The organism is Mycobacterium sp. pV006, from assembly GCF_041287115.1.
In the GTDB taxonomy this organism is placed as follows: Bacteria; Actinomycetota; Actinomycetes; order Mycobacteriales; family Mycobacteriaceae; genus Mycobacterium.
Genome location: NZ_JBGGKT010000008.1, coordinates 1 through 13,100, shown reverse-complemented (window position 1 = coordinate 13,100; position 13,100 = coordinate 1). Strand labels below are relative to the sequence as shown.

General features: G+C 70.6%; 10 protein-coding genes. 4 read left to right on the top strand and 6 right to left on the bottom strand.

Annotated elements, in window-relative coordinates:
- Positions 1-6: 6 nt before the first annotated feature.
- Positions 7-3,255, bottom strand: a complete 3,249-nt coding sequence (locus ACAG25_RS13770; protein WP_370489022.1) for an ATP-dependent helicase — start codon at positions 3,253-3,255, stop codon at positions 7-9.
- Positions 3,252-6,371: an ATP-dependent helicase gene (locus tag ACAG25_RS13765; RefSeq protein ID WP_370489021.1), complete on the bottom strand. Its 3,120-nt coding sequence runs from the start codon at positions 6,369-6,371 to the stop codon at positions 3,252-3,254. The genes ACAG25_RS13770 and ACAG25_RS13765 overlap by 4 nt, the downstream gene beginning before the upstream one ends.
- 78 nt (positions 6,372-6,449) lie before the next feature.
- On the opposite strand from ACAG25_RS13765, the gene ACAG25_RS13760 reads away from it, so the two are divergent.
- Both ACAG25_RS13760 and ACAG25_RS13755 read left to right on the top strand, forming a co-directional pair.
- Complete coding sequence (locus ACAG25_RS13760) at positions 6,450-7,226, top strand: alpha/beta fold hydrolase (RefSeq protein ID WP_370489020.1); 777 nt, start codon at positions 6,450-6,452, stop codon at positions 7,224-7,226.
- A 1-nt stretch (position 7,227) separates the two neighbouring features.
- A complete protein-coding gene (locus tag ACAG25_RS13755) occupies positions 7,228-7,524 on the top strand; it encodes an MGMT family protein (protein WP_370489019.1) in 297 nt (98 codons plus the stop codon).
- 69 nt (positions 7,525-7,593) lie between these two features.
- On the opposite strand, the gene ACAG25_RS13750 is transcribed toward ACAG25_RS13755, so the two are convergent.
- The 3 genes from ACAG25_RS13750 to ACAG25_RS13740 all read right to left on the bottom strand — a co-directional run bounded on the left by ACAG25_RS13750 (position 7,594) and on the right by ACAG25_RS13740 (position 10,801).
- Complete coding sequence (locus ACAG25_RS13750) at positions 7,594-8,448, bottom strand: TIGR02569 family protein (protein ID WP_370489018.1); 855 nt, start codon at positions 8,446-8,448, stop codon at positions 7,594-7,596.
- A 36-nt stretch (positions 8,449-8,484) separates the two neighbouring features.
- Complete coding sequence (gene moeZ / locus ACAG25_RS13745) at positions 8,485-9,663, bottom strand: adenylyltransferase/sulfurtransferase MoeZ (RefSeq protein ID WP_370489017.1); 1,179 nt, start codon at positions 9,661-9,663, stop codon at positions 8,485-8,487.
- Positions 9,664-9,772: 109 nt separating this feature from the next.
- Positions 9,773-10,801, bottom strand: coding sequence for a DUF3152 domain-containing protein (locus ACAG25_RS13740; protein WP_370489232.1), 1,029 nt, complete (start codon positions 10,799-10,801; stop codon positions 9,773-9,775).
- A gap of 203 nt (positions 10,802-11,004) precedes the next feature.
- Here ACAG25_RS13740 and ACAG25_RS13735 point away from each other — a divergent pair, with 203 nt between their 5' ends.
- On the top strand, positions 11,005-11,685 hold the full coding sequence (locus ACAG25_RS13735) for a TetR/AcrR family transcriptional regulator (protein WP_370489016.1): 681 nt from the start codon (positions 11,005-11,007) through the stop codon (positions 11,683-11,685).
- Positions 11,686-11,711: 26 nt separating this feature from the next.
- On the opposite strand, the gene ACAG25_RS13730 is transcribed toward ACAG25_RS13735, so the two are convergent.
- Entirely contained in the window at positions 11,712-11,963 is a 252-nt protein-coding gene (locus ACAG25_RS13730) for a DUF3107 domain-containing protein (RefSeq protein WP_370489015.1), read from the bottom strand.
- 224 nt (positions 11,964-12,187) lie between these two features.
- Between ACAG25_RS13730 and ACAG25_RS13725 the strand changes: the two genes are divergently transcribed.
- The gene (locus ACAG25_RS13725; protein WP_370489014.1) at positions 12,188-12,982 is read left to right on the top strand and encodes an MmpS family transport accessory protein; all 795 of its coding nucleotides are present in this window, start codon (positions 12,188-12,190) and stop codon (positions 12,980-12,982) included.
- Positions 12,983-13,100 lie beyond the last annotated feature (118 nt).

The window sequence follows — 13,100 nt, the reverse complement described above, 5'->3', positions numbered from 1 at the left end:
TCGCGGTCAGGCCGCCTGCTCGGCGATCAGTGCGGCCAATTCGTCGGCGCCGGGTAGCACGTCGGGCCGCACGGTCTGTCCGGTACGCACATAGTGGAAAGCCGCCCGCACCGAATCCGGCGCACAGCCGTGCAGCTGTGACCACGCCAGCCGGTAGATCGCCAACTGAATCGCATTGTGCTGCAGTTCTTCCGGGGTCGATGGCGGCTCCCCGGTCTTCCAGTCGAGCACGGTGACCGCCCCGTCGTCGTCGGCGAACACCGCGTCGATACGACCGCGCACCACACGGTCGCCGAGCATCATGTCGAACGGAACCTCCACGTCGATCGGGGTGCGGGCCGCCCATTCGGACACCGCGAACGCTGCCTGCAACTCCTCGAGTTCGCCACGGTCCTGCCGGTCGGCATCGACCGCGCCCGGCAGATCATCGAGATCGAACAACTTGTCGGCCTGGAAGTAGCGCTGCACCCAGTCGTGAAAAGCCGTGCCCAGCAGCGCCTGTGAGTCGGGCCGGCGCGGCAGCCGACGCTGCAGGCGCTGCAGCGCGGCGTCGCGGTCGCGGCCCAACTCGACCATCGCGCTGACCGACAGCGCGGGCGGCAGGGAAAGCGGCGGGCGTTGGTGGGCGCGCTGACGTTCGGCGAGCAGTGCGTCGACGTCCGCCGACCAGCCGTACCGGTCGGGCGCCTGGTCGGGGGTCTGCGCCGCCATCGCCTGCGCGACGAGCTGGGCGCCACGTTCGGTACCGGCGCGACGCGACGCGATCGGATCGACCGGCCACATCGCCTCGACGGCACGTTCACGCAGCGGGTTGGCCTCGCCGTCGGCCGGCGCATCGGCCCACACGTCGACGGTGCCGCACGGTGTACCCGCCGCCAGGGACGCGTCGATGACGTCTTTGAGCTCACACAGGAACGTCGACGGCCCGCGCGGCTTGGACTCGGTGGCCCCCCAGTGGTGCCCGGAGACCAACAGCGTGTGCTCGGCACGGGTGATCGCCACGTACAGCAGCCGCCGCTCCTCGTCCGCGCGACGTTGTTCGAGGCTGTTCTTGTGCTCGGCGATCTTGTCCGACAAGCCCTTCCGGTCACACACATCGGAGGTGTCCAACACCGGCACGCCGTGCTCGGACACCGCGGCGCAGTCCCCGCGCAGCAGCGGCGGCAGGTCGGCTGCGTCGGTCAGCCAGGTCCGCGGCATGGCGGTGGACGGGAAGACCCGTCCGCTCAGGTGCGGCACCGCGACGACCTGCCACTCGAGGCCCTTGGCTGCGTGCACCGTCAGGATCTGCACCCGGTCGGTGGCCACGCTCACCTCCGCCGGCGCCAGACCGTTCTCCACCTCTTCGGCGATGTCGAGATAGGCGAGCAGTCCGGTGACCGTCGCCGAGGCCCGCGACGCGTAGTCCGCCACGATGTCGCCGAACGCGTCGAGATGTTCGGTGCCGGACCAGCCGGCGGTCACCGGTGCGGCGGCGCGCGCTTCGGCATCCACTCCGAGCAGCCGCCGCACCTCGGCCACCAGGTCCGGCAGCGGACTGTCCAGGTGGGCGCGCACCGCGACAAGCTCGCGGGCGAGCTCGGCGATGCGCCGGTACCCGAATGCCGAATATGCCTCGGCGGGACCGGGATCGGCGAGGGCGTCGGCCAGACAGGCCTCGTCGACGTCGGGACCCGACTGTGCGACGACCTGCTCGGCCACGCTGCCCGTCGTCGGAGCGGGGTCACCGGCGTGCAGCGCCACCGCACGTCGCCACAACGCGGCGAGGTCACGAGCCCCCAGCCGCCACCGGGGACCCGTGAGCACCCGCAGCGCGGCCGGCCCGGCGGTCGGGTCGGCGGCCAGCCGCAGCATCGCCACCACGTCGGCGACCTCGGGCACGGCCAGCAGACCGGCCACCCCCACCACCTCGACCGCGACGCCGCGGCGGCTCAGTGCATCGGCCATCGGTGCGGCATCGGCGTTGCGGCGCACCAGGACTGCGGCGGTGGGAGCGCACCCCGCGTCGGCGATCCCCGCGTGATAGCGGCGGGCGACCTCGTCGGCAACCCATTCGCGCTCCGTCTCCACGTCGGTGAACAGCGCGCAGTGCACGTCGCCGGCTTCGGCCTGCGGACGCGGACGCAGCGCGCGCACCGCCACCGAACGGCGGCGCGCGTCGGTGGACACCTGGTTGGCCAGATGCAGCACCTCGGGGGGATTCCGCCAGCTGGTGCGCAGTTCCAGCGTCGGGGCGGCGCTGCCGTCGGAACGCGGGAAGTCGGTGGTGAACCGAGGCAGGTTGGTGGCCGACGCGCCCCGCCAGCCGTAGATGGACTGGATCGGGTCGCCGACGGCGGTCAGTGCCAACCCGTCGTCGACGCCGCCGCCGAACAACGACGACAGCGCGACGCGCTGCGCGTGGCCGGTGTCCTGGTATTCGTCGAGCAGCACCACCCGGAAGCGTTGCCGCAGCTGCTCACCCACCTCCGGGCACTGGGCGGCCAGTCGCGCCGCCGAGGACATCTGCATCCCGAAATCGACGACCCGCTCGTCACGCATCCGCTGGTGCAACGCGTCGATCAGCGGCACCAGCAGCGTGCGTTCGGTCTGGGTGGCCAGCATCCGCAGCAGCCACTGGCTGGGACCGCGGTCGCGCTGATACCGGCCCGCCGGCAAGGTGTGCACCAGTCGCTCCAGTTCGACGTGGGTGTCGCGCAGCTGGTCGGTGTCGACCAGGTGCTCGGAGAGCTGGCCTGCGAGTTTGAGCACCATCTCGGTGATCGCCGCCGGCGTCTTCTCGGTGGGCAGCTCGTGCGGGTGTTCGCAGACGACACGGAAGGCCAACTGCCACAGTTCCGTTTCGCTGATGAGACGCGAGTCGGGTTCGACGGGCAGCAGCAGGCCGAACTCGCGGAGCAGGGTTCCCGCGAATGCGTGGTAGGTGCTGATGGTCACCGGGTCGTCGGCGAGGTCGGAGCCGGGGATCATCAGTCCCGCACCGGCCAGGCGTGCCAGCCGAGACCTGACCCGCCGCAGCAGCTGCCCGGCGGCTTTGCGGGTGAAGGTCAGACCCAGGACCTCGCTGGGCCGGGCGAAGCCGTTGGCCACCAGCCACACCACACGGGCCGCCATCGTCTCGGTCTTACCCGCCCCGGCGCCCGCAATCACGACCAGCGGTCCGGGTGGTGCGGCGATCACGGCGGCCTGTTCGTCGGTGGGCGCGAAGAGGCCGAGGGCGTCGGCCAGTTCGGCCGGTGTGTAACGCGGTGTCATCGATGTTCGCTCCTGTTCTGGGCGGGGCACATCGCGCGTACCGGGCAGTGTGCGCAGCCGTCGTTGACCTTGGCGAGAAACTCGGGGCCCTGGGTGGTCGCCGCGGTCTGCGCCACCTCGGCGCGCCACTGTTCGACTGCTTCGGGGGTCAGCGCCGCCTGCTCGCGTTCGGTGGCGCCGGCCTTGCCGACCTTGCCCAGGTACACCAGGCGCCCCCCGCCCGGCTGGTCGCCGTCGGTGAGCAGGCCGGCGGCGACGGCCAACTGGTACATCGCCAGCTGGGCGTGGTTCTGCGCGTCGTCCTTGGTGACGGGGCTCTTGCCGGTCTTGACGTCGACGACGACCAGTCGGCCGGCGTTGTCGCGTTCCAACCGGTCCAGACGGCCCCGCACCTTCACCGCGGGCAGGTCGCCGTCGGAGTCTCGGATCTGCCCCTCGACGTCGATCTCGGTGCCGATCTCGGTCAGCTCGCCGCGGGTGTCGGTGCGCCACCGCAGAAATGTCTGCAGCATCTCCGCGTGACGGGCCAGTTCGTTGTCCGCGTGCCATTTCGCCTCGAACGGCAATGCGCCCCAGACCTTCTCGAGTTCGGCGAGCAACGCGGACTCGCTTCGACCGGACTCGCTGACCAGGGCGTGTACCAGGGAACCCAGCGTGGAGCGCACGTCGCGTCCACGGTTGCCGCCGTGACGTTCCAGCAGCCACCGCAGCGGGCAGTCCGACAGGGTCTGCAGGGTCGACGGCGACAGCGTCACCACGTGATCCTCCCCGCCCCACAGGGGCTCGGTGGTGGACACCGGGGTCATGCCGTACCAGGACGCGGGGTCCGCGCCCGGGACGCCGGCGTCGGCCAACCGGGCCAACTGGGCTGCGGCGCATGCTCTTTCGGTGTCGGTGACCTGGTCTGTCGCCGCGCACACCACCGCGCGCAGCCGGCCGACCAACGCCGAAGCCACCAGCATGCGGGGGGCGCGGACCGGTTCGTCCGGTTCGGGCCGCGGTTCGGTTGCCAGCGCGACGAGTTCGGTACAGAAGGTCGACGGCAGCAGTGCCTCGTCGCTGTCGTCGCTGTCGACGGCGGTGACCAGTATCCGGTGGCGGGCCCGGCCCATCGCGGCGATCAGCAGTCGCCGCTCCTCGGCCAACAGGGGCGCACGACTGGACAATTCCCGCTGCCCGACCTCGGCGACCCCGTCGATCACGTCGACGAGCCGCTGGGTGCCCAGCACGCCGCCACGCGGAGCGATGTTGGGCCACAGGCCTTCCTGCAGCCCGGCGATCACAACGAAGTCCCAGTCACGGTGCAGGGCGGAGTGGGCGCTGAGGACCGCCACGGCCTGGGCGGGTCCCTCGTCGTCGCCGCCCCCCGGCGGCAACGACAAGCCTGCGACGTGGTCGATCAGCCCGCGCAACGTGGCCCCGGCGGTGCGCGTCACGTACTGCTCGGCGACGTCGAACAGGGCCGTGACGGCATCGAGATCCCGGTCGGCCTGCGCACCGGCCGGTCCGCCCCGCTCACTGGCCGCCAACCAGCGGCGCTGCAGCCCTGACCGGTGCCAGGCCTGCCACAGGGTGTGCCGGGGGTCGTGACCTTCCTCGGCGCTGCGGCGTGCGGCGGTCAGCACGGACCGCAGCCGCCGCAGCGGCCGGGCCTGCTCGTCGGACAAACCGCGCACATCGCGCGTCAGCGCTCGGACCAGCAGGTCCTCCCCACCGCCCGGCTGGGCACACGCGCGCCGCAGCGAGCGCCGCAGCTGCCGCAGCGACACCGGGTCCACGCGGCCGATCGGACCGGTGACCAGCGCCAGCGCCTGCTCGGCGTCGAGCCGGTCCGCTGTCGCCTCGAGCACGGTCAGCAGTGCTCGCACACCGGGTTGGTCGGGCAGCGCGGCGGTGTTGCCGGCGACGTCGACGGGGACACCGGCCGTCGACAGCGCCCGGCTCAGCGGGGCGCCCATCCGCGGCACCGAACGCACGATCACGGCCATCCGATCCCACGGCACCCCGTCGACGAGATGGGCACGCCGCAACGCGTCGGCGATGAGCGCGGACTCGGCATGCGGGGACGCGGCGATCTGCACCGACAAGGAGCCCTCGGCGTCGGTCCCGGTGAACGCGCGGCGTGCGGCACTGCCGGGCAGCCGCGCCGCCACAGCGCTGATGGCCTCGGCCAGCGGTGCGGCGCAGCGCCGCGACTCGGTCAGCCGGAGCGTGGGCCCCTCGCCGACGAGCAGAGCCGGGTCGGCGCCCCGGTAGCCGAACACCGTCTGCTGCGGGTCACCGGCGATCACCGTGAGCTCCGCCCCGCCGGCGAGCACATCGACCAGCCGCGCGGCCTGCGGGTCGAGGTGCTGGGCGTCGTCGACCAGCAGCACCTTCACCCGGGCGCGTTCGGCAGCCAGGAGCTCGGCGTCACCGGCCAGTGCCTCCAGCGCGGCGCCGACGAGCTCGGCGGCGCCCAGCGCGGGGGTGGTGGCCTGCGGGGCGGCCATGCCCACCGCCGAACGCAGCAGCATGACCTGCTCATAGACCTGCGCGAAACGCCCTGCAGCCGACCATTCGTCGCGGCCGGCGAGCCGTCCGAGGCGTTGCAGCTCGACGGGATCCACCCCGCGCTCGCTGCAGCGCGCCATCAGATCGCGCAGCTCGGTCGCAAAACCGGCGGTGGTCAGGGCCGGCCGGAGCCGGGCGGGCCACCGTACCGGGGACGCATCCCCGTCCTCGGCGTCACCGGCGAGCAGCTCACGGATGATGCCGTCCTGTTCGGCGCTGGTGATCAGCCGCGGCGGTGGGCAGCCGGTGCGCTGCGCGGCCAGCCGCAGCACCGCGAACGCATACGAGTGCACCGTGCGCACCAGCGGCTCGCGCACGGCGCGGCGCTCCCCCGCGGTCAACAGCCGCGAGGTGATGGCCGCCCGCGCCTGCGCGCCCAGCCGCGCCGAACCCGTCAGCAACAGCAACGATTCCGGGTCATACCCGGACTCGATGTGCGCGACGGCGGTGTCGACCAGCAGGGTGGTCTTTCCGGTGCCTGGCCCGCCGAGTACCCGCACCGAGCCGCGCACGTCCCCACTCGTGAGGGACTGCGGCGTGAGTTCGGTGTGGGGTGCGGACATGAGGGCATGACACCACGGGGGTCTGACATCCGGCCTCGGGTGGACCGGCCTCGCACCGCACTGGCAGCATCGACAGGCGTGACCGACATGCTGCACACCTACCGCTACGGTCCGCCCGGACCCGTGCGGGTCCTCGCGATCCACGGTCTGACCGGCCACGGCAGGCGCTGGCAGACGCTGTTCGAGCGTCATCTGCCCGACATCACCACTGCCGCACCGGATCTGATCGGCCACGGCCGGTCCACCTGGGATGCGCCCTGGACCATGGACGCCAACGTCGCCGCACTGACCACGCTGCTCACCGACGAGCAGCCCGCGGTGATCGTGGGGCACTCCTTCGGCGGGGCGCTGGCACTCAACCTCGCCGCGGCGCGCCCGGACCTGGTGGCCGGTCTGGTGCTGCTCGATCCCGCGGTGGGCCTGGACGGGCGACGGATGCGCGAGATCGCCGATGAGATGTACCGCAGCCCCGACTACACCGACCGCGCCGAGGCCCGCCAAGAGAAGGTCGACGGCTCCTGGGGTGAGGTCGACGAGGCCGAGCTGGAGCGCGAGCTCGACGAACATCTGGTCGCGCAGCCCAACGGCCGCGTGGGTTGGCGGATCAGCATCCCCGCGATGTTGAGCTACTGGAGTGAACTGACCCGGCCCGTCCCGATCCCGCGCGACGGCATGCCCACCACGCTGGTGCGGGCCGCCCGCGTCCAGCCGCCCTACGCCAGTGACGAGTTGATCGCGGCCCTCGACGCCGGCCTCGGCCCCAATCTGACCGTGCTGGAATGGGATTGCGACCACATGGTGCCGCTGGCCCGACCGGAGCAGACCGCCGAACTGATCCGTCGGCACCTGCGCTGACATGGCGGCCATCACCGACGCGCAGGTGGAGTCGGTGCGCGCGCTGGTCGCGGCGATCCCGCCGGGTCGCGTCGTCACCTACGGTGACATCGCCACGGCAGCAGGGCTTTCCAGCCCGCGCATCGTCGGCTGGATCATGCGCACGGATTCGTCGGACCTGCCGTGGCACCGCGTGCTCCGGGCCACCGGCGAACCGGCCCCGCACCTGCGCACCGAGCAACTCGAACGGCTGCGCGCCGAAGGCGTGTTGGCCGACGACGGCCGGGTACCGCTGGCGCAGTACCGTCACGTGTTCTGACGCCGCGAAAGTGCTCTCACCGTCGCAGCACCGCCGTCGGCACTACGCTGGGCGCACTCTCGTCGACGACTAGACAGCCAGCCGCACCAGCGCGGCGGTGCGCGCGAGCCCCGGGAACGCCGCCGGCGTCGAACGGGGATGCAGGGCATGCACCGCAAGCCGGAACATCAACGCGCGCAGCAACATCTGCGGCCACTCCGGCAGCATCTCCCAGCGCTCGATCAGACCGTCGTCGGCCTCGCCCCACGACAACGCGTCGACGACGATGACGCCCGCCGCCCACGCCGGTGGACGCCAGTACGGCGTGATGTCGGTGATGCCCGGCGCGGCGGTCCCGGCGAACAGCACCGTGCCGTACAGGTCTCCGTGCACGAGCTGACTCGGACTCTTGGTCGGCTTACGCAGACCGGCGAGCTGGTTGATCAGCTCGATCGACTTCTGACCGTCACTGGTCGACGGCGCCACCCGCGCACCCGGCGGCAGCGAGTGCAGCGGCCGGTCCTCCCACGCCGCGCGGTCGGCGGCGGTGAACACGTCGACGTCCGACCACGGCGCGACGGGCGGCTGCGTCAGGAACCGGGGCCGTTCGAGTTTCGCGGTGGCCTCGTGCAACCGGACCGCGGCCGAGACCACCTCGTCGTGACGGGGTTCCGGGGTGCCGGCGACGTAGGTGTCCGCCCGCCAGCCCGCGACGACGTAACGACCGTCGGTCGAGCGCACCGGACGCGCGAGGCGCACCCCGTCGACGAACAGGGTTTCGCGCACTTTCGCCGACCACGCGGCTCGGGCATGGTCGGGCACGATCGACAGGACGACCTCACCGCAACGCCAGCCGCCCTCCCAGCTGGGGCCCAACGGCACCGGCTGCACCCCGGACAGCCCGAAAGCCATGAGGACATGCTCTGGTGGTCGCTCTGCGGTCACGGCATCAGCGTAAGCGCAACGGGCGGCGACCCTGCGTCAGTACATCACCATGTCGGGTTCGAATTGCTTGGCCCACGCCACAATGCCGCCCTGCAGGTGCAGCGCGTCGCTGAAACCGGCGTTCTTGACCACCGCGAGCGCCTCCGCCGAGCGGATACCGGTCTTGCAGTACAGCACCGGAACCCGGTCGTGCGGCAGCTTGGCCAACCCGTCGCCGGCCTCGATCGCGGACTTCGGGATCAGCTCGGCGCCGTCGATGTGGTTGATGTCCCACTCGACGGACTCCCGGACGTCGATCAACGCGTACTTCTTGCCGGACCCCAGCATCTCGCGCAGTTCGCGCGGCGTGACCGTGGAGTCCGCAGCGGCCTGCGCGGCGTCCTCGGACACCACGCCGCAGAACGCCTCGTAGTCGATCAGCTCGGTGATCTTCGGCGTCGACGGGTCCTTGCGGATCTTGATGGTCCGGTAGGTCATGTCCAGCGCGTCGTAGACCATCAGCCGGCCCAGCAGCGGCTCCCCGATGCCGGTGATCAGCTTGATGGCCTCGGTGCCCATCACCGAGGCGATCGACGAGCACAGGATGCCCAGCACACCGCCCTCGGCGCAGGAGGGCACCATGCCCGGCGGCGGCGGCTCGGGATACAGGTCGCGGTAGTTCAGGCCCAGGCCGTCGGGCGCGTCCTCCCAGAAGATCGAGACCTGGCCCTCGAACCGGTAGATCGATCCCCACACATAGGGCTTGCCGGCAAGGACCGCCGCGTCGTTGACGAGGTAGCGGGTGGCGAAGTTGTCGGTGCCGTCGAGGATCAGGTCGTACTGCTTGAACAGATCGACCGCGTTGTCGGGCTCCAGGCGGAACTCGTGCAGGCGGACGTCCACCAGCGGGTTGATCTCCAGGATCGAGTCGCGCGCGCTGTGCGCCTTGGGGCGGCCGATGTCGGCCTGGCCGTGGATGATCTGGCGCTGCAGGTTGGACTCGTCGACGACGTCGAACTCGACGATGCCGATGGTGCCCACACCGGCGGCGGCCAGGTAGAGCAGCGTCGGCGAACCCAGCCCGCCGGCCCCGATGACGAGGACCTTCGCGTTCTTCAGCCGCTTCTGTCCGTCCATACCGAGGTCGGGGATGATGAGGTGGCGGCTGTAGCGTGCGACCTCTTCACGGGTGAGTTCGGCCGCTGGCTCGACCAGCGGCGGCAACGGGGATGACACCGAGTTCTCCTTGGTTGGCGGTTGAAACCATCTCAGCAGGTAATGGGGTCAACAGCAATGAGGGGTCACAGCTTCCCGCGCCACCGCCGGGTGACGTTCCTGACACCTGTCAGGCGATCGGATACGGCCAGGGGTTGAACCGGCAGGCCTTGCCGTCGGCGACGACGGTGCCGGGGTCGAAGCGGGCAGCGTCGTCGTTACTGGTCGAGAACGTCTGCTGCATCATGATCGGCGCCAGTTCCCCGTTCTCGGCGCACTGCTCGTGGCGCTGGTAGCCGATGGCGTGCCCGACCTCGTGGTTGATCAGGTACTGCCGGTAGGAGCCGACGTCGCCCTGGAACGGGATCGCGCCGCGCACCCAGCGCGCCTCGTTGATGAACACGCGGGGCAGTCCCTCGAAGAGCGGGTTGTAGCAGGACGCCTCGAGCTGGATCTGGTAGCCGCAGCCGTCGCGCACGGTCATCGGCGAGGTCAGCGAGACCCGGAAGTCGGGCGCGACCCCGGCGGAGGCGTCGACCCGGACGAACGCGAACTGCGGGTTGTGCGTCCAGCTCTTAGGGTTGGCCAGCGTCTCGCTGACCATGCGCGCGAAGCCCTCGTCGCCGCCGTAGGTGGTGGTGTCGATGCCGTCTTCGACCTCGACGGTGTAGGTGAAGACCTTCGTGGTGCCCTGGCCGACCTGCGGAGCGGCGCCGGGGACGACGTGCCAGGTGCGGGCACCTGCCGGGGTGAACGGTCCCCCGTCGGGCAGGATCCCGGTGGGCAGGTTGGCGTCGAACTCGGTGAGTCCCCGCGGTGGCGCGCCGACGATCTCGGTGCTGGGGACCCCGAGCGTGGGTGGACCCTGCACGGGTCCTTCTTCGTCGACGACCGGCGGCGGGACGCTGGTGCCGGTGATCGTCTGGTAGATCACGACGACGGTCAACACCACCAGCAACGGCAGCGCATAGGCGCGCCATCCGTAGGTCGAGGCGAAGCGGCCGAGCCAGGTCTGTTTGCGCCAGCGCTTGTGTTCGTCGCGGTTGGACCGGATGCGGCCGGGCTGTTCGGCCAAGGGGTCGCGCAGTGCGCGCAGCGGCTCGCGCCACTCGTCGCGCAACACGGGCACGCGACCGTCCCCGCGACGCTCAGGACCCAGTTGTCCGGTCACCGAAACAGGATGACACAGCGGCGCCGCAGCACGGCTCCGGCGCGCCACCGACCCGGCGCACAGCACATCGGTGCGGGCCGCGCCCCGACCGCGAAAAGCACGTCCTCACAGGAGCGAACCACGATCAGTAGTAGTGTCAGTGCGAACAATTGACGACGCCGGTCGCGCCGGCAGTGACATCTGAGGTTCTGATGAGCGAACTCGCCAAGACGGCGCAGCGGCGGGGCGGACAACCCGCCAACGGCACCGGTAGCTCCGGTGCCGGCACCGCGCGGCGCGGTAACCGCTTGCCCCGTGACGAGCGCCGCGGCCAGCTACTGGCCGCCGCCAGCGAGGTCTTCGTCGACCGCGGCTACCACGCTGCCGGCATGGACGAGATCGCCGAACGCGCCGGTGTCAGCAAACCTGTTCTCTACCAGCACTTCTCATCGAAGGTGGAGTTGTACCTGGCGGTGCTGCAACGCCACGTCGACAACCTGGTCTCCGGCGTGCGTCAGGCCCTGCGGACCACCACCGACAACCGGCAGCGCGTCCGCGCGGCGGTGCAGGCGTTCTTCGACTTCATCGAGCACGACGGTCAGGGCTACCGGCTGATCTTCGAGAACGACTACGTCACCGAGCCGCAGGTCGCCGCGCAGGTCAAGGTCGCCACGGAATCCTGCACGGATGCGGTCTTCGACCTGATCAGCCACGACTCGGGTCTCGAGCCGCACCGCGCGCGGATGATCGCGGTGGGCCTGGTCAGCATCAGCGTCGACTCGGCGCGGTACTGGCTCAACAACGACCGCCCCATCGACAAGGACGACGCCGTGGAAGGCACCGTCGCTTTCATCTGGGGCGGGTTGTCACACGTGCCGCTGACCCGGTCCTAGGGTTCCCAGGACCGGGTGCACCGGTCTCAGCCGGCGGTCTTGGCCGGGTCGAGCCCGACGCCGAACCCGACGCGGCGCGCTTCGGCGGGGCCGATCTCGACGTAGGCGATCTTGGCGTTGGGCACCATGAAGCGCCGACCCTTCTCGTCGGTCAGTGCCAGCACCCCGCTGCCGGCGTCCAGAGCATCGGTGACCAACTTCTCCACCTCGGCCGGCGTCTGCGCGCTGTTGAGAACCAGTTCGCGTGGGCTGTCGGTGACACCGATCTTGACCTCCACGGTGAAAACCCTTCCGTTGTCGTCCGCACTTCTTCCTCAGCAGGTTAGTTGACGTCAGCGCGCTCCCGGCGCGCCGCCACCTCAGCCGTCGGCGAACGGCCGCGATTCGGCGGCGACCGAACTGAGGCCCGACCGTGACCGCCCAGGGAGCGCGTCAGCCTCATCTGTCACTTTTGCCTCATTAGCATCGGGTCAGAACCGGAAGCCACGACTGGGACAACAGGATGAGCAGGCAATACACCGCATATTCTCCGTACTCGCTGACGCCGACCGAGCGTCTCCGCAGCGCGCGTGGCGGGTCCCGCCTCGACGACCCCGAGGGCTACTCCGACCTGGACACCGACGTCTACCCGCGTTATGACGAGCCCCGGTACGACGACCCGCGTTACGACACCGCCGAGGACTACGACGAGTACATCGACGAGGCACGTGTCGACCGTCGCTGGATGTGGATCGCCGGCGTCGCCGGGGCGATCCTGTTCGTCGCAGTGATCGTGGCCAGCACCATCCTCAGCGGCGGGGACAGCGGTTCGGTGTCGGCGACCGTCGTCTCCGAGGCCCCCAGCCCGAGCGCTGCCGCACCGGCCCCGTCGCGCGCGCCCGCACCGCCGGTGGCCGCCCCGCCGACGCAGTCGTTGCCCGCCGAGACCGTGACGACGGTGACCCCGACCCCGGAGGCACCCGCACCCTCGACCGCAGCCCCGGTGCTGCCCCCTTCGCAGGCCGCGCCGCCACCTGCGTCAGCCGCCCCCGGCACGGTCACCTACCGCGTCACCGGCAACCGCGCACTGCTCGACCTGGTCACCGTCATCTACACCGACCAGCAGGGCGCACTGCAGACCGAGGTCAACGTCGCGCTGCCCTGGTCGAAGACCGTGGTGCTCGATCCCGGCGTGACGCTGAGTTCGGTGACGGCCACCAGCGTGGGCGGTCAGCTCAACTGCAGCATCACCGACGCCAACGGCAGCGTGCTCGCCGCGCAGAACTCGAACTCGATCATCACCAACTGCACCCGCTAAATCCCCCGCCGAAATTGCATTCCACGCGCGTCAAAAGGCCCTTGATGTCAAGTGGCTATGACAACGATTAGGCGGCTTGGCTAAGAAGTTGGGTCATGCGTTGGGCGGGTGTGTCCAG